This window comes from Pseudomonas sp. MF6755, assembly GCF_016405635.1.
Taxonomy (GTDB): Bacteria; Pseudomonadota; Gammaproteobacteria; order Pseudomonadales; family Pseudomonadaceae; genus Aquipseudomonas; species Aquipseudomonas haemolytica.
Genome location: NZ_JAEKDA010000008.1, coordinates 135,672 through 156,144, shown reverse-complemented (window position 1 = coordinate 156,144; position 20,473 = coordinate 135,672). Strand labels below are relative to the sequence as shown.

The 20,473-nt window shown below is 56.5% G+C and carries 16 protein-coding genes and 1 pseudogene; 13 read left to right on the top strand and 4 right to left on the bottom strand.

Going from position 1 to position 20,473, the window contains the following annotated elements:
• Positions 1 to 849, bottom strand: a complete 849-nt coding sequence (purU, locus tag JFT66_RS12480) for a formyltetrahydrofolate deformylase (protein WP_034115790.1) — start codon at positions 847 to 849, stop codon at positions 1 to 3.
• A 351-nt stretch (positions 850 to 1,200) separates the two neighbouring features.
• Here purU and mvaT point away from each other — a divergent pair, with 351 nt between their 5' ends.
• Complete coding sequence (gene mvaT, locus JFT66_RS12475) at positions 1,201 to 1,575, top strand: histone-like nucleoid-structuring protein MvaT (RefSeq protein WP_005790963.1); 375 nt, start codon at positions 1,201 to 1,203, stop codon at positions 1,573 to 1,575.
• A 90-nt stretch (positions 1,576 to 1,665) separates the two neighbouring features.
• On the opposite strand, the gene sbcB is transcribed toward mvaT, so the two are convergent.
• Positions 1,666 to 3,093 carry an exodeoxyribonuclease I gene (gene sbcB / locus JFT66_RS12470; RefSeq protein ID WP_034115791.1) on the bottom strand — a complete coding sequence of 476 codons (1,428 nt, stop codon included), beginning with the start codon at positions 3,091 to 3,093 and terminating at the stop codon, positions 1,666 to 1,668.
• Between the two features lie 167 nt (positions 3,094 to 3,260).
• On the opposite strand from sbcB, the gene JFT66_RS12465 reads away from it, so the two are divergent.
• From JFT66_RS12465 to JFT66_RS12415, 11 genes and pseudogenes are all read left to right on the top strand, one after another.
• A complete protein-coding gene (locus JFT66_RS12465; protein WP_034115792.1) occupies positions 3,261 to 3,953 on the top strand; it encodes an RDD family protein in 693 nt (230 codons plus the stop codon).
• On the top strand, positions 3,950 to 4,930 hold the full coding sequence (locus tag JFT66_RS12460; RefSeq protein ID WP_034115793.1) for a stage II sporulation protein M: 981 nt from the start codon (positions 3,950 to 3,952) through the stop codon (positions 4,928 to 4,930). Before JFT66_RS12465 ends, JFT66_RS12460 begins: the two co-directional genes overlap by 4 nt.
• On the top strand, positions 4,917 to 6,440 hold the full coding sequence (locus tag JFT66_RS12455) for a DUF4129 domain-containing protein (protein ID WP_034115794.1): 1,524 nt from the start codon (positions 4,917 to 4,919) through the stop codon (positions 6,438 to 6,440). The genes JFT66_RS12460 and JFT66_RS12455 overlap by 14 nt, the downstream gene beginning before the upstream one ends.
• Positions 6,437 to 7,588 (top strand): annotated as a pseudogene (locus tag JFT66_RS12450) (DUF4350 domain-containing protein); the annotation flags it as partial. The gene JFT66_RS12455 and the pseudogene JFT66_RS12450, both read left to right, overlap by 4 nt.
• A gap of 541 nt (positions 7,589 to 8,129) precedes the next feature.
• Positions 8,130 to 8,696 carry an SLATT domain-containing protein gene (locus JFT66_RS12445; RefSeq protein ID WP_198859348.1) on the top strand — a complete coding sequence of 189 codons (567 nt, stop codon included), beginning with the start codon at positions 8,130 to 8,132 and terminating at the stop codon, positions 8,694 to 8,696.
• A complete protein-coding gene (locus JFT66_RS12440) occupies positions 8,693 to 10,057 on the top strand; it encodes a reverse transcriptase domain-containing protein (RefSeq protein WP_198859347.1) in 1,365 nt (454 codons plus the stop codon). The genes JFT66_RS12445 and JFT66_RS12440 overlap by 4 nt, the downstream gene beginning before the upstream one ends.
• A 216-nt stretch (positions 10,058 to 10,273) precedes the next feature.
• On the top strand, positions 10,274 to 11,263 hold the full coding sequence (locus tag JFT66_RS12435; protein WP_045791667.1) for an AAA family ATPase: 990 nt from the start codon (positions 10,274 to 10,276) through the stop codon (positions 11,261 to 11,263).
• 155 nt (positions 11,264 to 11,418) lie between these two features.
• Positions 11,419 to 13,776, top strand: coding sequence for a S8 family peptidase (locus JFT66_RS12430; protein ID WP_269836381.1), 2,358 nt, complete (start codon positions 11,419 to 11,421; stop codon positions 13,774 to 13,776).
• Between the two features lie 668 nt (positions 13,777 to 14,444).
• Positions 14,445 to 15,359 carry an AbiJ-NTD4 domain-containing protein gene (locus tag JFT66_RS12425; RefSeq protein WP_198859346.1) on the top strand — a complete coding sequence of 305 codons (915 nt, stop codon included), beginning with the start codon at positions 14,445 to 14,447 and terminating at the stop codon, positions 15,357 to 15,359.
• A 146-nt stretch (positions 15,360 to 15,505) separates the two neighbouring features.
• The gene (locus JFT66_RS12420; RefSeq protein ID WP_198859345.1) at positions 15,506 to 16,501 is read left to right on the top strand and encodes an AAA family ATPase; all 996 of its coding nucleotides are present in this window, start codon (positions 15,506 to 15,508) and stop codon (positions 16,499 to 16,501) included.
• A gap of 7 nt (positions 16,502 to 16,508) precedes the next feature.
• On the top strand, positions 16,509 to 17,840 hold the full coding sequence (locus JFT66_RS12415) for a DUF58 domain-containing protein (protein WP_198859344.1): 1,332 nt from the start codon (positions 16,509 to 16,511) through the stop codon (positions 17,838 to 17,840).
• A 10-nt stretch (positions 17,841 to 17,850) separates the two neighbouring features.
• On the opposite strand, the gene JFT66_RS12410 is transcribed toward JFT66_RS12415, so the two are convergent.
• Entirely contained in the window at positions 17,851 to 18,210 is a 360-nt protein-coding gene (locus JFT66_RS12410) for a PilZ domain-containing protein (protein ID WP_034115997.1), read from the bottom strand.
• A 222-nt stretch (positions 18,211 to 18,432) separates the two neighbouring features.
• On the bottom strand, positions 18,433 to 18,807 hold the full coding sequence (locus tag JFT66_RS12405) for a tetratricopeptide repeat protein (RefSeq protein ID WP_034115798.1): 375 nt from the start codon (positions 18,805 to 18,807) through the stop codon (positions 18,433 to 18,435).
• A 175-nt stretch (positions 18,808 to 18,982) separates the two neighbouring features.
• Here JFT66_RS12405 and pyk point away from each other — a divergent pair, with 175 nt between their 5' ends.
• Positions 18,983 to 20,434, top strand: a complete 1,452-nt coding sequence (gene pyk / locus JFT66_RS12400; protein ID WP_034115799.1) for a pyruvate kinase — start codon at positions 18,983 to 18,985, stop codon at positions 20,432 to 20,434.
• The last annotated feature ends 39 nt before the right edge of the window (positions 20,435 to 20,473 follow it).

Here is a 20,473-nt window from a genome sequence, read left to right as displayed (position 1 = left end):
TCAAAAGACTACCGTCTTGTTGCCGTGCACCAACACGCGATCTTCCAGGTGATAACGCAGGCCACGAGCCAGCACCATCTTCTCGACGTCACGGCCGAAACGCACCATGTCTTCAATACTGTCGCTGTGGCTGACGCGCACGACGTCCTGCTCGATGATCGGGCCGGCGTCCAGCTCTTCGGTCACGTAGTGGCAAGTCGCGCCAATCAACTTCACGCCGCGCAGGGACGCTTGGTGGTACGGCTTGGCCCCGACAAACGAAGGCAAGAAACTGTGGTGGATATTGATCACCTTGCCGGCGTACTCGCGGCACAGTTCCGGCGGCAGGATCTGCATGTAGCGCGCCAGCACCACCACGTCAGCCTCGTGTTGCTTGACCAGGCGCGACACCTCGGCGAACGCCGGCTCCTTGTCCTGCGGGTTGACCGGCACGTGGTAGTACGGGATGCCGTGCCATTCGACCATGCTGCGCAGGTCGTCATGGTTGGAGATCACGCAGGCGATCTCACAGTCCAGTTCATCGCTGTGCCAACGATGCAGCAGGTCTGCCAGGCAGTGGGACTCACGGCTGGCCATTAGCACGACACGTTTCTTCTGCTCCGTGTCGGTGATGTGCCAGCTCATCGAAAACTCTTCGGCGATAGGCGCAAACGCCTCGCGGAAAGCCTCCAGGCCAAAGGGCAGCGTATCGGCACGAATTTCGTGACGCATGAAAAACCAACCGCTGAGATCATCCGAGTGATGGCTCGCCTCGGTGATCCAGCCATTGTGGGAAGCCAGAAAGTTACTGACCTTGGCAACGATGCCAACCCGGTCCGGGCAAGCAATCACCAGCCGAAAAGTGCGCATTAGGGGGAAACTCCAGAACTTCGCAAAGGCCGCTATTCTAGCGATTGCGCAGAAAAACTGCAGTATTCCTTGCGGCTTATTCTGATGCCTGCTCGATGCAACACCCCTTGATAGCGTAAGGTTTTACCATCGCCATATGACCGTACAAAGGCAAGCTCAGGCAGTTGGCGAAAAAAATAACGCGATTATCTTTAAGCATAGCGCCTACTAATTAACTCGTTTGCATAGCGTCGCCACAAACAATCAATGTAATTCACATAAATACCGTCTTAATTGTTTACTTGATGAATTTGCCTGACTATTATTAGGCCACTCACCCTGTCAATCAGCGTTCTACATAAGGTAGTCCACATGTCTCTGATCAACGAATACCGCGCCACCGAAGAAGCTATCAAAGAGCTGCAAGCCCGCTTGAAGAACCTGTCCCAAGACGACAAGCTGCAAACCGAGCTGGAATTCGAAGGCAAACTGCGCACCCTGATGGGTGAATACTCCAAATCCCTGCGTGACATCATCGCGCTGCTGGATCCAGAGTCGAAAGTTAAAGCACCGCGCGGCGCTGTGAAAACTACCGGCACCAAGCGTGCTCGCAAGGTCAAGCAATACAAAAACCCACACAACGGCGAAGTGATTGAAACCAAAGGTGGCAACCACAAAACTCTGAAAGAGTGGAAAGCCAAGTGGGGCGGTGACGTGGTTGAAGGCTGGGCTACCCTGCTGGGCTAAGCCTGGTCGGACGTTAACCCGATACGCTACACATAAAAAACGCCAGCTTGCTGGCGTTTTTTATTGTCTGGATATTCTACAGTTATCCGCTTACAGATTCAGGCGAGCGGCTAAAGAGTCCGCATAGTCCTGCCACTGGTCCAGCACCTGGCACTGAAACGATGTAGCACTAACCGCCAACTCCTCACGCGCTTGCTTAAATGCCAACAAGGTATTCGGTGCTCCCCACTGCGGGTCCGACAAACGTTGCTGACAGAAAAGTTTCCAGCGCTGTTGCTCCTCATTGTTCAAGGTTTCAGGAAAGTTACGCGCGCGGTAGCGAAATAATAATTCCGGCAAACGATGATCATCGAATGGCCACTGCTGACGCGCTAAATGCGCAGGCTCTGCCATGCGAACTTGTTCACATAAACGGCGATCGCGATCGCCAATAAAACCATCGTAGAGCTGCTGCTCCGGGTCTGCGTTCGCCGCAAAGTCTTCCTCGGCGTAAATGGCCGCCAACTTCCCACGCAAAACTTCCTGTGCGTCAGTTAGCCGCAGTGCTCGCGCCTGATAAGTGTCCATATCCAATTGCAGTCGCTCGCGGTCTTGCAAGCGCAGTACCTTTAAAGGAGCTACCACAGGGCAGCGATTGATATGCAACAACTTGAGAGGGACGGGCAGCTCACCTTCCGCCAACTCATCACGGCGCGTGTAAAGGCGCTCGCGCAGGGTCGCGGCATCCAGCTCCAACAGCCCCTGAGGGTCGAGCCCCAGGTCGCAGACGATCAAGGCATTGCGATTGCGCGGGTGCCAAGCCAGAGGCAGTACCACGCCCAGATAATGGCGCTCGGCGGAAAAACGCCCGGAGATATGCACCATCGGTTGCAACAACCGCACCTGATCCATGACCCGCTGCTTGCTACGCAGTTGAAACAGCCATTCATACAGCTTGGGCTGCTTTTCACGGACCAATCGCGCCAGAGCGATGGTCGCGCGTACATCAGAAAGCGCATCGTGGGCCTGGCCGTGATCAATGCCATTGGCTTCGGTCAGCCGCTCCAGCTTGAGCGTCACGCGCCCGTCTTGCTCAGGCCAGGTAATCCCCTCCGGCCGCAGGGCGTAGGCAGTACGCATCACATCGATCAAGTCCCAGCGACTGTTGCCGCCCTGCCACTCCCGGGCATAAGGGTCGAAAAAGTTGCGGTACAGGCTGTAACGCGTCATTTCATCGTCAAACCGCAGGGTGTTGTAACCGGCGCCGCAGGTGCCTGGCGCGGCCAGTTCGGCGTGCACCCGAGTCATGAAGTCGGCTTCGACGAGGCCCTTCTGCGCGAGAACACCCGGGGTAATTCCCGTAATCGCACACGCGGCTGGATGGGGCAGAATATCGTCGCTGGGCTGGCAATAAAGATTGATCGGCGCCCCCACCTCGTTGAGTTCGAGGTCGGTACGGATACCGGCTACCTGGAGCGGGCGATCGTTGCGTGGGTTGATGCCGGTGGTTTCATAGTCGTACCAGAAAATCGAGGTCACGGGCTATTCCTGTGCTGAAGACCGATAAAGTCTAGGCGCTGCAAGGCATTCGGGGCCAGCGATACCTTAACTGTATAAATATCCAGCAAAACCTCGAGTGGTTGCTTCCAGCGTCGACACTGCTAGCATCCGTGTCTCTTAGTCGCCTCGCAGTGCAAAGGATCGCAATGGCATCAACCCCTTTGGATACCCACTACCAGATCGAGACCCCGGAAGGTATCGACCTGCCCTTACGCCCTGCCGGCCTGCCGCCCCGCGCTTTGGCCTTTGCATTCGACCTGGGCGTGCGTGGGATCATCATGGGCATCCTGCTGGTGCCCTTGGCGCTGCTTGGCAACATTGGAGTCGGGCTGGGTTCGCTGCTGCTGTTCCTGGTGAGCTGGTGGTACATGGTGCTATTCGAAGTTCTCAACCAGGGTTGCTCTCCGGGTAAGCAGGTGATGGGCCTGCGAGTGGTACAAGATGACGGCACGCCCATTGGCTGGTCGGCGTCCCTGATCCGCAACCTGCTGCGTTTTGTCGACATGCTGCCTTTTGGTTACTTCCTCGGGGCAATCAGTTGCCTGCAACACCCGCATTTCAAGCGGCTCGGCGACTTGGCCGCCGGTACGCTGGTGATCTACCGCGAACTGCCACTGGTACGCCCGCGAATACCTCAAGCGGCCGCCCTGCGCCTGCCCTTTGCACTGGAACTGAGCGAGCAGCGGGCCATCCTTGGTTTCGCCGAACGCCAGGCCGAGCTCTCTAACGAACGGGTGCATGAACTGGCCGCGATCCTCGCCGCGCCCCTGCAAGTGTCCCCGGCACGCGCCGTGGAGCAACTCAACGGTGTGGCCCGTGGCTTGTTGGGGCCGACATGAAACAGAGTCTTTTTGAAAGCCGCCACCAGCAACAATGGCAAACCTTCGCCGAACAACTCAAGCAACTGGAGCAAGGTAAAGCCAAGGCCGCCGACGTCGCTGACTTCCCTCATCAGTATCGACGCCTGTGCCAACACCTGGCCCTGGCCCAGGAACGCGGCTATAGCAGTTACCTGATAGACCCGCTTCAACAACTGGCGCTGCGCGGGCATTCGCAGCTGTATCGCCATCGCAGCCAGCTGGCGGCAGAGGTACTGGCCTTCCTCCTCGCCGACTTCCCGCGCCTGGTACGCGAACAGTGGCGCTTCGTGCTGATCGCCGGCCTGCTGTTCTTTGGCAGCCTGTTAGGTATAGCGCTGCTGGTCTACCTGTTTCCCGACCTGATCTACAGCATCGTCAGCCCGCAGCAGGTGGCCGAGATGCAAAGCATGTACGACCCCGAGGCCAGCCGCCTGGGGCGCGCCGCCGAACGTGCCGCCAGTGAAGACTGGATGATGTTTGGCTACTACGTGATGCACAACATCGGCATCGCCTTCCAGACGTTTGCCGCCGGCCTGCTGTTCGGCCTGGGCAGCGTGTTCTTCCTGATTTTCAATGGCTTGGTCATTGGCGCGGTCTCCGGGCACCTTACCGGCATCGGCTATGGCCAGACCTTTTGGTCATTTGTGGTAGGTCATGGCGCGTTCGAGCTGAGCGCCATCACATTGGCCGGGGCCGCGGGGTTGCAACTGGGCTGGTCGCTGATCGCTCCCGGGCGTCTGACACGCAGCGACGCCCTGCGCCTGGCGGCCCATAAAAGTGTGCGAATGCTCTGCGGCGTCATGGTGTTCCTGCTGATCGCTGCGTTCATCGAAGCCTACTGGTCCTCCACTACCAGTATCGAACCCTGGATCAAGTACCTGGTAGGCGCCGCACTTTGGCTGCTGGTAGCCGCCTACCTGATCCTTGCAGGACGGACTCCCCATGCGCCTGACTGATTCCAGCGTGGTGATTCGCCCGCGTACCGCCTGGGAAGCCATGGACCTGGGGGTGCTGATGGCCAGGGAACATCGCCTCTTGCTGATGGGCAGTTGGGCGATCGTGAGCCTGCCGGTGTTTATCTTACTTACCCTGCTGCTGTGGGATTACCCGTCGTTAGCCATGTTTTTGTTCTGGTGGCTCAAGCCGGCCTTCGACCGCTTGCCGCTGTACATTCTGTCCAAGGCCCTGTTTGGCGAAACACCCAGCCTCAGGCACGCCGTTCGCCACTGGCCGCGCCTGCTCAAGGGCCAACTGTTCGCCAGCCTGACCTGGCGGCGACTGAGCATGAGCCGCAGCTTTACCTTGCCGGTAAGCCAACTTGAAGGCCTCGATGGTCATGCACGTCAACAGCGGCTGGGGATATTGCAGCAACGTAACGCTGGTGCCGCACGCTGGCTGACGACTATCGGCGTACACCTGGAAATCGGCCTGTGGTTCGGCTGCATGGCCCTGTTCTATCTATTCATCCCGCAACAAGTTGAACTGGACTGGGATTGGCAACGGGTAGTATTGGCAACGGGCTCGGATGTGCTATGGCTGGAGCACCTGAGCAATGCTTTCTACGCATTGGTGCTGGTGTTTTGGGAACCCATCTACGTAGCCTGTGGTTTCAGCCTTTACCTCAACCGTCGCACGGTCCTGGAGGCCTGGGACCTGGAGCTGATCTTCCGTCGCTTGCGCCAGCGCCTGAGCGGTGTTGCGCCGCTGTTGTTACTGGTCGTCGGGCTGGTACTGCTACCGCTCAGCCCATCCGTCATGGCAGATGAAACGACGAGCCATAAGCCACTCAGCACCCAGGCCGCCAGCCAATCCATCAAGGCACTCCTGGAAAAGCCGCCCTTCAAGAACCCGGAAACCGTCACTCGTTATCGGTTTGGCGAAGAGAAGGCGCCGGGTAAAAACGAGGCCCAGGGCGACGGTAAATTACCCGGCTGGCTCCAGGTATTACTCGATAACCTCAATAGCAACAATTTCAAAAACGTCGCTAAAACCCTGGAAATACTGCTATGGGGCCTGCTGATTGGCGGGCTTGCGCTCGTGGTGTGGCGCTACCGTGAATGGTTACGCACGTTTGTCAGCCGGCGCCCTCGCCCTCCAGCCAAAACACCCACTCCCGCGCAGTTGTTCGGGTTGGAGCTCGGCATCGAGACATTGCCCGAAGACATCGCCAGCACCGCCGAACAACTATGGCCCACCCAGCCACGGGAAGCTCTCGGCCTGCTGTACCGCGGCCTGCTCAGCCGTTTGTTGCATGAGTTCAACCTACCGCTGAAAAAAGCCGATACCGAAGGCCAGGTACTGGAGCTCGTTCAACATTTACAGCAAGCACAGTTGCTGGCGTTCAGCGACGAGCTGACACGCCACTGGCAAAACCTAGCCTATGGTCACCGCCTGCCACCTGCCTGCGCCCAACAAAAGTTGTGCAGCGATTGGCGTGCTCTGTTCAGTAACGGAGCGAGCCAATGAAGCGACCGTTATTGTGGGGGGCGCTGTTACTGGCTTGCCTGCTGGGCGTGGGCGGCTTGTATGCCTGGCACAAGGCAGTTCCCTATGACGAAGTGGTGGATCGCGGGCCATCGCCGGATGCTCGGGCCAACCCCTATCTGGCTGCCGAGCATTTCCTGCGCCAGCAAGGCCTGGCAGTGCAGCATGCCAACGGTCTTGAACGCCTCGTCGACCTGCCTTCCAAGGGCCGTAGCCTGTTGCTGCTGGGGGAACGCAGCAACATGTCCCCACGCCAGGTCGAGCAACTGCTGGAGTGGGCCAAAGCCGGAGGGCACCTGCTGCTGGTCGCCGAGGCATTGTGGGACGAAGAAGCGGGCAAAAGCGGTGACCTGCTGCTTGATCGCCTTGATATCCACCAAACCTTGAGCGAAAGCTTCGACGAACCGGCGCCACCTCGTAAAAAGCCAGCGCCAGACCTGACCAAACTCTACGTCGACAACGAAACCGCACCGGCGTATTTCAGTTTCGACACCGATTTCAACCTCACCGACCCCAAGCACCTGGCGCAGTTTTCAGCCAACAGCGCCCAGTCCAGCCACCTGATGCAACTGGACCTGGGGCAAGGCCGCGTCACGGTGATCACCGATAGCGACCTGTGGAAAACCCCGGGCATCGGTAAACACGATAACGCCTGGTTGCTGTGGTACCTGAACCAGGGCACCGACGTAACCTTGCTGTTCAACAGCGACGTGGACGATCTGTTTACCCTGTTGATGCGTTATTTCCCCCAAGCCATCGTCGCACTCGCGGCGCTGGTTGCCCTGGCACTGTGGCAGGCCGGCATGCGCCAAGGGCCGATACAGGCACCGGCTCCCAAGGCGCGCCGACAGCTGCAGGAACACTTGAAGGCCAGCGCCGATTTCCTGCTGCGCCGCAGCGGCCAGGGCACCTTGTTGCAAGCCTTGCAGCACGACATCCTGCGTGCAGCCCGGCGCCGCCATCCAGGCTTTGAACACCTCGACACGGCAGGACAATGGCAGGTGCTGGAACACCTGACGCGACAACCCCCTCATATCATCAGCCAGGCGCTCGGCCCACCTCCACTGAAACGGCTCTCCAGCGCCGACTTCAGCCGACAGGTGGCGTGCCTGCAAACCCTCAGGAATGCCTTCCTGAAACGCCTTTCGCAAATAGGACAGAACTGCGTTCTCAGAGATTGCCGGAAGCGTGCGCCACTCGGCCTACCTAGCGGTGTGCGCGTCGTAATCTAGATGATTGGTATGAGGGCAAACCTAGTCCACAGATCTATCCGCAGACGATGGCCGCCGGCAAGTCACTAAGATTGCTCGGGTACGCGGTATACCGGTTTGGGGCTCACGAGCACTTTCAGCTCGATACCGAAGACATAATCATTAACTTCTATCCAGCACCTTTTTGAACGCTACTCACTGCTGCCAGTTGATCTGAGAGCTACTTCGTAAGTTGCGCGTGGTCGGTTCGTCACCCACCTCTGCTGGAAATTAGGTTACGCCCATCTTGCTGGCATTGTAGAATCAGTCCCGAAGGGGTGGGTTTTTCCTCTCGTGCAAGCGAGGGCGGTTCTGATAATTAACAGCTTCGGCTGTTGGGCCTTGCCCACTGATCCCCTAGGGGATGTTCAACGGTACTCAAACCCTCCTGCCCCTTCGCCTTTTCTATGGAGAGATGTGAGTGAAAAAGGACGGCGTCTGGTTCACCTATAAAGCACGCATTCAGGCTCACAAGCGCCTGGAGTGGCTCGACTTTCACTCACAGCTTTTGCTGGTGTGGTACGCAATACTGAGTGCCGCACTCGGCGTGCTGACTATTAGGAACAGTGAGGTACTAGGCGCCAATACCGACATCATGGCGACCATTCTGTCGGTCGCTCTACTTGGCGTTTCACTCACTGTTACTAACCGCGACTTCCGAGCGCGCGCCACACAAATGCGCACGAACTACCTAGAGCTGCAAAAGCTCCATCGCCGGCTCCCTGACGAATCCCAAGATCCCAATTCTCCCAGGCCCACCGATGAACAAATCGAGCGGTATGACGAGTTGCTTGCGGCCAGTGAGAACCATCGTGAGATCGATGATCGAATTGCCCGCGTTTTTGCAACGGGACTCACAAGTAGATCACCTACGGCGTTCGAGAGCTTCGATGCTCTGTTATGGCTCACTTTGCGCTTTCTGATCACAGCAGTTCTTTATATTCTGCCGATAGCAGTAGGGCTTTACTCGTATTGGGCCAAGCCATGAATGCTGCCCTTAGCTTTAAGAGACGTTTCTCTCGCAAAAGCTTGCAGGAAATCTACACCGACAAGATCAAGCTATCTGGAGCAATAGGGCTGGATCGCGTGAGACCCGCGAATCTCGACAAGAATCTATCCGCCGAGCTGGATCACATCATCCAAAAGATTGGCCAATGCGCCTATCGATTCACGGCATACAAGGAAAAATTGATTCTCAAGGGGGCCTCGTCGCTTCCTAGGCAGATTTCCATCCCCACAGCTAGGGACAGAATTGTTTTAAGAGCCCTCTGTAACTGCCTCGCCGACGTATTCCCGACAGCCAAGCTAACCCTACCGCAAATCGTCATCGACGACCTCAAAGGTGCTCTCGACTCAGGCGCTTTCGCTGAATACGCAAAGATCGACCTAAAGACCTTCTACCCCAGCATTCCACACGAACTGATTACTAAAGCCACCAAAGCAAAGATCCGAAAGACAGAATTCAGGCGCCTCATAACCGACGCCCTCACCACACCCACTGTCCCGGAATCCCGAGGTGGCAGAGATGTGGATCGACCAAGTGTCGGGGTACCACAGGGATTGGCTATCTCAAACGTCTTAGCTGAAATTGCTATGCAGGGCATCGATACCACTTTCCAGTCGCGACCAGGAATTTGGTATAAGCGATATGTAGATGACATCCTGATTTTAACGCCGGAAGGTGAGGCTCAGTCCACCGCGAACGAGCTTATTGTAGCCCTTAAGGCACTCAAGCTGAATCCGCACGACTTTGGCCCGGACTCTAAATCCAAGGTCGATGACTTGACCGAGCCTTTTAGTTTTCTGGGATATCAAATCGAAGGTGGCGAAATCTTGGTTCGCCGGGAGAGCATTCTCAGATTTGAAGGCTCAATAGCAAAGATTTTCACTGCCTATCGTCATAAGCTTCAAAGCGCTCGCAGTCGCGCAGATAAAGAGCGTGCACTCGCCTATTGCCAATGGAAGCTCAATCTTCGGATCACCGGCTGTATTTTTGAGGGCAAACGCCTTGGGTGGGCTGCGTACTTTTCGCAGATAACCAGCACCTCTCAGCTCCGAGCGATAAATCACACCATCAGCAAGCTGACTCACCGCTTCTGTCCACGAGGCGAGGTTCGCCCGAAATCTCTTATCAAGACCTTCTATGAGCTGAAGCGGGGCTTAAGCGCAAACCATCGTTACATCCCTAACTTCGATGACCTGCACGTAGCTCAGAAGCGCCAGGTGCTTGAGATTTGGCTTGGCGCTGACGCCAGGCTTTTAAGCGATGCCGAGGTTGAGCGGCGGTTTGCGATCAAGATCAGTAAGGCGGTACGCGAACTGGAAGAGGATATTGCTCAAACGTCTTAGCGATTTTCAGCTCTTGGGTCTGTTAAAACGTTGAAGAATAACGGCAACACTCCTCCTTCATACCTGGATGACTATTGCTGCCAGCAAGGCAACCATGTACGGCAGATGACGCGATGGCGGCGGCGCTACTGACCAACGGACACAAATTTATCGGCGTACTTAAGGTATCGACAGTTCTTAGCGATTAAACTAGCTGGATGAAAAAGGTAAAGAATCATGGCTAGCGGCGAGCATTTAAAAGCGCTATTGCGCTCACACATCAAAGGAGATGACAGTCATTTCCTTGCCGTCGCTATGCAGATGGCTGCACACGAAGCGAAGCAAGGACATGGAAAGCTTGCTGAAGACTTACGCACGCTTATCGACTCTGCCCAGTCCAAGCGAAAGCCGATTCCGTCCGGACAACCGGTTCCCATTGGCCAACCCAGAGGGGAACTGAGCAATCTGCTATCTGTCGCTCTTCCGCAGACTCGTTTCTCAGAAATGATTTTGGACGACGCCACCCATGGACGGCTTGCACGCATCATCAGTGAACAGCGCAACTTCGAAAAAATACGTGCGCACGGTCTTTCACCCCGCCGTAAGTTGCTGCTGGTCGGCCCACCAGGAACGGGTAAAACAATGACGGCCTCGGCACTCGCTGGAGAACTCGGCATCCCGTTGTACGTCGTGCGCCTTGATAGCCTGATAACCAAGTTCATGGGTGAGACAGCAGCCAAACTTCGGCAGGTGTTCGATGCTATCCGAGACACTCGTGGGATTTACTTCTTCGACGAGTTTGACGCCATTGGATCTCAGCGTGGCCTTGCCAATGACGTTGGTGAGATTCGTCGTGTACTCAACAGCTTCTTGCAGATGATTGAGCAAGATCAGTCAAACAGCTTAATCATCGCAGCAACGAACCATCCGGAAATTCTCGACTATGCCTTGTTCCGGCGCTTTGATGATGTTATCGAGTACGGGCTACCTAATCAGGAACAGATTAAAGCCGTGCTGAGAACCCGGCTTGTTAATTTTTCGAAGTCGATAAAAAGCTGGGACAAGCTCACCACTGTAGCGAGCGGCCTGAGCTACGCGGAACTGGTTCGGGCAGCAGATGACGCAATTAAAGACGCGATCATTCATGATCGTGCTGAGGTAGACGCTAAGGACGTGGCAAAGCATCTCGAAGAACGTAAGGCTTTCCACGGAAGACAACGATTATAAGCCGGTAGAGCTTTTCGATGACGGAATCAAACGCAGGGCAGCGACGACACTTTCATTTACAACGCACAGGGCGACCAGAGCGATATCAATCAACGGCGTCCCCAACCCGCGAACCAGTCTTCCCGCCACGCGAGCGAAGAGATCATGGGGCGAAGTTGCTGAGCCAACTGGAGCAATTCAGAGTACGAATGGCGGAGGCTGTTCATCTTCAGCGCTCTGAAGGTCAGGAAGGAGGCTTTGGCTTGCAACTTGAGTTTGTAAGTGAGCCTGGTTTTGAACTGGCATTTGAGGGGTTGGCCCGAGGTCAGCAGCGAATTGAGTTGTTGAATTTGCGTTACGACGGGGCAACTCAAACGCATTTCGCAACCGTGTTCGTTCCAGATGGAAAATTAAGCGCGTTTGAAGGACTGGTAACCCAGTATCTGGACGTCAACACCAGTAAAGGCGTTCCGCGTAATACCCCTCTTCTAAACCCGATTCTTGAAATTCGAGCTGCAACTTTCAGCGCACTTTGGACTGATAGTCCTGGGGCTCTGCCAAGCTCTCCTGATGAGCCGATTTGGTGGGAGTTCTGGTTACCCGCTCGTGATAACCAAGCCGCAGTTCTTCAGCGATTCCGTACGATTGCGGAAGTGCTTGAATTCCAGATTTCACATGAAGCGCTAATCTTCCCAGAGCGAACGGTCATAAACGTGTATGGCACACAAGCAGACATCAGCTCATCCATGGCGCTGCTGAATGAGGTTGCAGAAATTCGCCGGGCCAAGGAAACGGCAGAGTTCTTCGATGCACTAAGCCCAATTGAACAACGCGAGTGGGCGGAGGAGCTGCTCGGGCGTACATCAGGCGGCGATGACAAAAGTGTTCGAATCTGCCTGATTGATACCGGCGTAAATCCCGGACACCCTCTACTGAGCAATCATATTGGAATGGCAGATCTGCACACTGTTGATGCCGAATGGGGAGTTCAAGATGATGTAGGCCATGGCACCGGCCTTGCTGGGATTGCCCTTTATGGCGATCTGATTGATCCACTGTCGGCACAGGGCCCGGTCTCTATTTCTCACCGTATCGAGTCCGTGAAGCTCTTACCTGGTGCCCAGGGCTACCAGCGCGAATCTTACGGTTCGTTGACCATGAACGCAGTAGCCCGGCCAGAAATCATCCAACCCAACATACGACGCGTATTCAACATGGCAATCACGAGCCTTGATGATCGTGACAAAGGTCGCCCTTCAGCGTGGTCGGCAGCAGTAGATCTTCTAACTTCCGATGCTCTGGGTGGCCGCACACAGCCAAGGTTGATGATTGTTTCGGCAGGCAACGCCGACACAGAACAATACCTCCGATACCCCTTCAGTAATCAATCTGACGGCATTCATGATCCCGGCCAATCATGGAACGCGATATGCGTGGGTGCGTATACCCAGAAGGTCACGCTAGATCCGTTGGTTCCGGGGGAATCTGCTCTTGCTGCCAATGGCAGCCTCAGCCCTTACAGCACTACGTCTTGCACTTGGACCAGAACTCCTTGGCCGTTGAAACCGGATGTCGTCTTCGAGGGAGGAAATCTAGTTCGGGACGCTCACGGAATTTTCAGCCATACCTCTCTTTCGCTGCTGACAACATCACATCAACCTCAAAGTCGCCTGTTCTCAACCACATGGGCCACCAGTGCCGCATCTGCATTAGCTTCTCGTATGGCTGCTCAGATCTCTTCTGCCTATCCGCAGATTTGGCCGGAGACGGTACGTGCATTAGTGGTGCATTCCGCCGAGTGGACGGAGCGGATGAAGGCCGACTTTCTGGCGGGCGATGCCAAATCGGACTATGAAGCACTGGTTCGCACCTGCGGTTTTGGTGTCCCTGATATAGGTAGAGCCCTGTGGAGCGCATCCAACTCTTTGACCTTGGTGGTGGAAGACTCTCTTCGCCCGTTCACCAGACAGGGATCCAAACCCGCAACAGCTCGTGACATGCATCTTCACCTACTTCCTTGGCCCCATCAGGAGTTGCTGAATCTCGGAAACGAGGATGTCGAGATGCGAGTAACCCTTTCTTACTTTGTTGAGCCTAATCCTGGCGTGGCGGAACGTGGAATCAAAGGGCGCTATCGATATGAATCCCATGGGTTACGATTCGAGGTCAGCCGATCTGGCGAGGATGCGACAGTGTTCCGTCAACGCATCAACAAACGCGCCCGAGAAGAAGATGATGAAGCCCCCTACCTCAGTAGTCCTTCCGATTCGCGTTGGCTGATAGGCACCCGGGGTCGCCACAAGGGGTCACTCCACTCAGACATCTGGCAAGGGCCTGCCTCTGATCTGGCGGGATTGGGAATGATCGGTATTTATCCAGCGCCGGGCTGGTGGAAAACCTTAGTCAAACAGCGGCGCTTTAACGATGACGTGAGATACAGCCTCGTCGTATCGATCAAGACACAACAAACGGAAGTCGATCTGTACAACGCCGTCGACGTCGCAATCACCAATGCGACGACAATTGTAACGTGAGGTAGTGCGCGACTCATTGCGCATCGGATTGAGCTGAAGGAGTGCTGGCACCCTTTGGGCTCAACCATACTGGATAACAGAACGGCTTGCGATAAACCGCCGGCGAATCATTTAGGGTGATGAACATGGAAGGGACAGTTGAAACACAAGCCGAAGATAGGCGACGCGCGTGGAGTTACAACGGCGCAGTGGAGGCTGGCTTCGAGCCTCAATCCTATTCCTGGGAGGACGTTCCTACAGGGGCGTGGGTTGCTCGACTCGACTTTAAAATTTGGTCGAATAAAACAGCCGCAGGCTGTCTTGGATGCTACTTCACATCGCTTGTTGATGGTCGCCGGTATCAACTATCCGCATTCCGTCCTTACAGATCGACTTCACGGCACTACTCACCGACAGACGAGGGTATTGATTTCTCACAACCTGGGCTTGATGGCCAGACCTTTTTATTGGAGGTAGGTAAATCCGCGAACGGGAAGATCAAATGGCTTTCAGCGGAGTTCCAGGAATAGCTCTAAAAGCGCCCAAATGGGCAACAATGCGGCCGTAATGCTGCGGATTTATCTCCTCGACGTACACCTCATTTTTGAGCATAAAGCCAATCAAACTGGCCCTTCAATACGAACTATGATGTCCCGATCTATAAAAACTCGGCAAACAAGGATGACCTAATGGCTGACTACTTCAGTGATCGTGAACGAGGACCCCGCCCCAGAACGGAACAAAAAATAGGGCAGGTCGCATGGGTTGGCCTCGTCACAATTGTGAACGTGCTTGCCCAACAGGGGGCATTTGGACGCAGCTTCCCAGAGCGGTGCCCTGATGGAACCGACATATACAGTAACAATGATCTATCCCTGAGAAGAGCCATCGAAGCTGAACTCGACGGTTTAACTTGGCCGCTGCCGACTGAGCATAAGGTCGAAGATGACATGCTCTTCCACAAGAGTGAACCATGGCATCCAGACACATTGATTGCCCTAGATCTCGTAGAGTTTGTATGGCGCACAGTAGCTCAACCCATCACCGGCTCCTACCACAGCTATCATCGGCATCACCATCTCACCTTTGATGAAGACGTTGGGCGTAATGCATTTCGCGAAGATGTGAACCGGGTTCTCGCACGTAATGGCCTTGCCTACGAGCTCAAGTCCGACGGCAAAGTTCGGCGTGTATTGCCCGCAGTGATTGGCGAGGCCTTGTCACGCCCCTACCTACGGACCGGTGATTCAACCCTGGACGTCATGCTGGAAGAGAGCCGTATCAAATTCTCTGATCCCAGCCCTTTGATCCGCCGCGAGGCGCTAGAACGACTCTTCGATTCTTGGGAGCGGGTGAAGTCTCTCGCCCATACGGATAAGGCGAAGTCGATTACTATCATCCTAGACAACTGTGCAACCGAAACCGGGTTTCGCGCCCTACTCGAAAAAGAGGCTCGCGAGCTTACTGCGATAGCCAACAGTTATTTATTGCGTCATCACGAGGTTGGACAGGAGCCTGTGATTGATGTCCAGCACGTTGACTATTTGTTCCACCGTCTGTTTGCGATACTTGACCTCGTCATCCGCAAGAACGCCCCTCACTGAAGGTCACGGCGCGACGAGATTGGCCTCTTCGTGAGGGCGGCTACTCAGCTGTCTCGCGCATAAAAACACGAAAGAAGTTAAATTGGGTAAGTATCTGATTTATGGACGATAAAACGCATGTAACAGTTACCAAGGCTCCAGAACCCATGAGCGACTCTCCAATGGCCACCACCCTGACCACCGAGAACCTTCGACATGCCAGCCAGCAGGCCCAGGCCCTGCGTGTGGAATTGCGCAAGGCAGTGATTGGCCAGGACCAGGTGATTGACGACGTGCTTACCGCCTTGATCGCAGGCGGCCATGTGCTGCTCGAAGGCGTACCTGGCCTTGGCAAAACCTTGCTGGTACGTGCCTTGGCGCGGTGCTTTGGCGGTGATTTCGCACGTATCCAGTTCACCCCGGACCTGATGCCCAGCGATGTGACCGGCCACGCCGTGTACGACCTGCATACCGAGCAGTTCAAACTGTGCAAGGGGCCGCTGTTTACTCACCTGTTGCTGGCTGACGAAATCAACCGCGCCCCCGCCAAGACCCAGGCGGCCCTGCTCGAAGCCATGCAGGAGCGACAGGTCACCCTTGAAGGCGAGGCACTGCCCATCGGCCAGCCATTCATGGTGCTCGCAACCCAGAACCCCATCGAGCAGGAAGGTACCTACCCGTTGCCCGAGGCCGAGTTGGACCGGTTCATGCTCAAGGTCCGCATGGACTACCCCGACGCCCAGCAGGAACTGGACATGGTGCGCGAAGTGACGCGCTCGTCCAGGGCTGACATGCTGGATGTACAGCCGTTACGCACCGTGCTGCAAGCCGAGGACGTGGTACTGATGCAGAAAATTGCCAGTGAGCTGCCCCTGGATGAACAGATCCTCGACTATGCCGTGCGCCTGGCGCGAGCCACCCGCAGTTGGCCAGGGCTGACCATCGGTGCCGGTCCACGTGCCTCCATCGCCCTGGTACGTGGCGCCCGTGCCCGCGCGCTGTTGCGTGGCGCAGAGTTCGTGACGCCAGATGACATCAAGGGCTGCGCCCTGGCAGTGCTGCGTCACCGGGTACGCATCGCGCCGGAACTGGACATCGACGGCTTGGAAGTCGACCAGGTGCTCAAGCAGTTACTCGACCAGATTGCGGCCCCAAGGCAATGACCCCGCCATGAAGCCGACCCGTTTGCTCCTGATCTGGCTGGGTCTACTGCTGGGCCTGAATACCCTGTTGGGCGCCTCGGTGGCGTTGCAGGTCAAAGTGTCTGAAACCTTGCATTCAGTGGCCTGGGGCCTGCTTCTGGCCCTGCTGCTATTGGCGATGCTGGATGCCGCACGCTTGCGCCGCAGGCCCTCGGTGCGGGTACACAGGAAACTGCCTGGCAGCCTGGCGCTGGGGCGTTGGGAAGAAGTCCGCCTGTCGCTGGAGCACAACTACCCACAGCCACTGACCCTGCTGGTGGTCGATCACGTGCCCGATGGCCTGAGTGTGGGTAACCTGCCCCAAGCCATCCAGCTACGCCCCGGCGAGCGCGGTGAGTTGGGCTATCGCGTTCGTCCCTTGCGGCGCGGGCATTTCAGCTTCAGTCGCTGCGAACTGCTGTTGCCCAGCCCATTGGGCCTGTGGTCGGCGCGACGATGGGTTGAAACCCATGATGCCACCCGCGTTTACCCGGATTTCGCCCGCTTATACGGCGCGCAGTTGCTGGGTGTGGATAACTGGCTGAGCCAACTGGGTGTGCGCCAACATCAGCGCCGGGGATTGGGCCTGGAGTTTCATCAACTGCGCGAGTTTCGTGAAGGTGACAGCCTGCGCCAGATCGACTGGAAGGCCACCGCCCGGCAACGCACACCCATTGCCCGGGAATACCAGGATGAACGCGACCAGCAGATCGTGTTCATGCTCGATTGCGGCCAGCGCATGCGCAGCCAGGATGATGAGCTGTCCCATTTCGACCATGCCCTCAATGCCTGCCTGCTGTTGAGCTATGTCGCGTTGCGCCAGGGCGATGCCGTAGGGCTGTGCACGTTCGCCAGCGACACACCGCGCTACCTGAAGCCGGTCAAGGGCACTGGCCAGTTGAACTTCTTGCTCAATGCGGTCTACGACCTGAATACCACTCGAAAAACTGCCGACTACCAGGCTGCCGCCGACCAGTTGCTGGCACGACAAAAACGCCGGGCACTGGTGATCATCGTCACCAACTTGCGGGATGAAGATGATGAAGCGCTGATGACTGCCGTCAAACGTATCGGTCGGCAACACCGGGTACTCGTGGCAAGCCTGCGGGAGGAAGTCCTTGACCGGTTACGCCAAGCTCCCGTGCAGACCTTGCCCGAGGCACTGGCCTATAGTGGCGCCATCGATTATCTCAACACCCGTAATCAGCTCCATGATCGTTTGACCGCCCATGGGCTCTCAGTGCTCGATACGTTGCCGTCGGACCTGGGCGCCACACTGGTGACGCGCTACCTGGGATGGAAAAAAGCCGGTGCGCTCTGAATGCATGCACTCAGACAGAGGCCTGTAAAGGATCAAAGCTGAAGTACTGCACCAGCGCGTTAATCAGTTGCCCGTACTCTTCGGGTGCCTGATGCACGGCAAACCCGGAATCGTAATGCTGTGGGTTGACATCTTCACGGCTCCACAAGCAGGTCGCCGTCAGGTCAATCGCCTGGAATTCGCCTTTCGCCACTGGAATTTTCAAGCACAGCTCGAAATCCACATCGATCATCATGGGTAACTGGCTGATCAGCATCAGCCCAGTTTCTGAGACATTGCCCAGAAACCCAATCGGCTTGTCGGTGACACGATTAAACACCTGCAAAAAATAAGGCAGTTGATGCCTTTCGATCCGTCGCTGGGTAAACATGGTGAAGTCGCCATCCAATAGCCAAGAGCCTGGCCGTGCCAGTGATTCGGAACGAGCGAATGCCCGCTCTCCCAGAGTCTCGGTGTGACGACAGGTACCGCTTGTCACCAGACAGCTGCCGAGTCAGGGCCTTGCATCCGTTCGAATAGAAACTTGTACAAACGAACATTCAAAGAATAGCCCAAGACTGGCGACGGGCCAGCTATGCAATGACAAATATCATTACAAAGACGCAGGCCGGGGTTTTGCTGCGCCTGCGGCTGGGAAATGCCCCAATTGCTGCAAGGTATCGAGCCTGGCGCGAGCACGGTAGGCATATTCGCTGGATGGGTATTGGCTGATGATGAACTGATAGGTTTGTGCTGCATCGACGAACAGTTTCTGGCGCTCCAGGCATTGGCCGCGCAACATCGAAACCTCCGGCTGCACATAACGACGGGTACGGCTTTCACGATCGACCTGGGATAACTCCAGGGTGACACGCTCGCAATCACCCACCCCATAGGCACGGTAAGCGTTGTTCAAATGGTGGTCCATCGACCAGCGGGTGCAGCCGACAACACTGACGGCCAGGGCAGCAACAAGCAAAATTCGCATGGGGGTTCTCCTGTCTTGTGCAGTGTATCGACCCGTGGTCGAAAATCTTCAAGGGTGTTTACCGATTCAACCGCAGCAAAAACAAGCCAATCGTCGATAAGTAGTGCAAACGAACAATGACTACAACGAAAGAGCATAGTAGCCTTCCCCAGCGCTTGAACTCAGGAGTCTGTGCATGTCCGTCCGTCGCACCAAAATCGTCGCCACCCTTGGCCCGGCCAGCAACTCGCCGGAAGTCCTCGAACAGCTGATTCTGGCTGGTTTGGACGTTGCCCGTCTGAACTTCTCCCACGGCACCCCGGACGAGCACAAGGCTCGCGCCAAGCTGGTGCGTGACCTCGCCGCCAAGCATGGCCGCTTCGTCGCACTGTTGGGTGACCTGCAAGGCCCGAAAATCCGTATCGCCAAATTCACCAACAAGCGGATCGAGCTGAAGATCGGTGACAAATTCACCTTCTCCACCAGCCACCCGCTGACCGAAGGCACCCAGGACGTCGTGGGTATCGACTACCCGGACCTGGTCAAGGATTGCGGCGTCGGTGACGAACTGCTGCTGGACGACGGTCGCGTGGTCATGCGTGTCGATACCGCGACACCGACCGAACTGAACTGCACCGTGATCATCGGCGGCCCGCTGTCCGATCACAAAGGCATCAACCGTCGCGGTGGTGGCCTGACGGCGCCGGCCCTGACTGAAAAAGACAAGGCCGATATCAAGCTCGCCGCCGAAATGGAAGTCGACTACCTCGCCGTCTCCTTCCCGCGCGACGCCGCCGACATGGAATACGCCCGTAAACTGCGCGACGAAGCCGGCGGTACTGCCTGGCTGGTAGCGAAGATCGAACGCGCCGAAGCCGTGGCCGACGATGAAACCCTCGACGGCCTGATCAAGGCGTCCGACGCCGTGATGGTTGCCCGTGGCGACCTGGGCGTGGAAATCGGTGACGCCGAGCTGATCGGCATCCAGAAGAAGATCATCCTGCACGCACGCCGCCACAATAAGGCAGTGATCGTCGCGACCCAGATGATGGAGTCGATGATCCAGAACCCTATGCCGACCCGTGCCGAAGTGTCCGACGTGGCCAACGCCGTGCTCGACTACACCGACGCCGTGATGCTCTCGGCTGAAAGTGCGGCTGGCCCGTACCCGCTGGAAGCCGTGCAGGCCATGGCGCGCATCTGCGTCGGCGCCGAAAAGCACCCGACCAGCAAGACCTCCAGCCACCGTATCGGCAAGGTCTTCGAAAGCTGCGACCAGAGCATCGCCCTGGCCGCCATGTACACCGCCAACCACTTCCCAGGTGTCAAAGCGATCATCGCCTTGACCGAAAGTGGCTACACGCCGTTGATCATGTCGCGCATTCGTTCTTCGGTGCCTATCTACGCGTTTACCCCTCACCGCGAAGCCCAGGCCCGCGCGGCGTTGTTCCGCGGCGTGTACACCATTCCGTTCGATCCGGCTTCGCTGGCACCGAACGAAGTCAGCCAGAAGGCTATCGACGAACTGGTCAAACGCGGCGTTGTAGAGAAAGGCGACTGGGTCATCCTGACCAAGGGCGACAGCTACCACACCACCGGTGGCACCAATGGCATGAAGATCCTGCATGTGGGCGACCCGCAGGTCTGAGTGACACGCTGAAAAAACAAAAGCCCTGTCATGAAAATG

Coding starts and splice junctions, on each gene's coding strand:
- purU (WP_034115790.1), bottom strand. CDS start 849: ATGCGCACTTTTCGGCTGGTGATTGCTTGCCCGGACCGGGTTGGCATC.
- mvaT (WP_005790963.1), top strand. CDS start 1,201: ATGTCTCTGATCAACGAATACCGCGCCACCGAAGAAGCTATCAAAGAG.
- JFT66_RS12465 (WP_034115792.1), top strand. CDS start 3,261: ATGGCATCAACCCCTTTGGATACCCACTACCAGATCGAGACCCCGGAA.
- JFT66_RS12460 (WP_034115793.1), top strand. CDS start 3,950: ATGAAACAGAGTCTTTTTGAAAGCCGCCACCAGCAACAATGGCAAACC.
- JFT66_RS12455 (WP_034115794.1), top strand. CDS start 4,917: ATGCGCCTGACTGATTCCAGCGTGGTGATTCGCCCGCGTACCGCCTGG.
- JFT66_RS12440 (WP_198859347.1), top strand. CDS start 8,693: ATGAATGCTGCCCTTAGCTTTAAGAGACGTTTCTCTCGCAAAAGCTTG.
- JFT66_RS12435 (WP_045791667.1), top strand. CDS start 10,274: ATGGCTAGCGGCGAGCATTTAAAAGCGCTATTGCGCTCACACATCAAA.
- JFT66_RS12425 (WP_198859346.1), top strand. CDS start 14,445: ATGGCTGACTACTTCAGTGATCGTGAACGAGGACCCCGCCCCAGAACG.
- JFT66_RS12420 (WP_198859345.1), top strand. CDS start 15,506: ATGAGCGACTCTCCAATGGCCACCACCCTGACCACCGAGAACCTTCGA.
- JFT66_RS12415 (WP_198859344.1), top strand. CDS start 16,509: ATGAAGCCGACCCGTTTGCTCCTGATCTGGCTGGGTCTACTGCTGGGC.
- JFT66_RS12410 (WP_034115997.1), bottom strand. CDS start 18,210: ATGTTTACCCAGCGACGGATCGAAAGGCATCAACTGCCTTATTTTTTG.
- JFT66_RS12405 (WP_034115798.1), bottom strand. CDS start 18,807: ATGCGAATTTTGCTTGTTGCTGCCCTGGCCGTCAGTGTTGTCGGCTGC.
- pyk (WP_034115799.1), top strand. CDS start 18,983: ATGTCCGTCCGTCGCACCAAAATCGTCGCCACCCTTGGCCCGGCCAGC.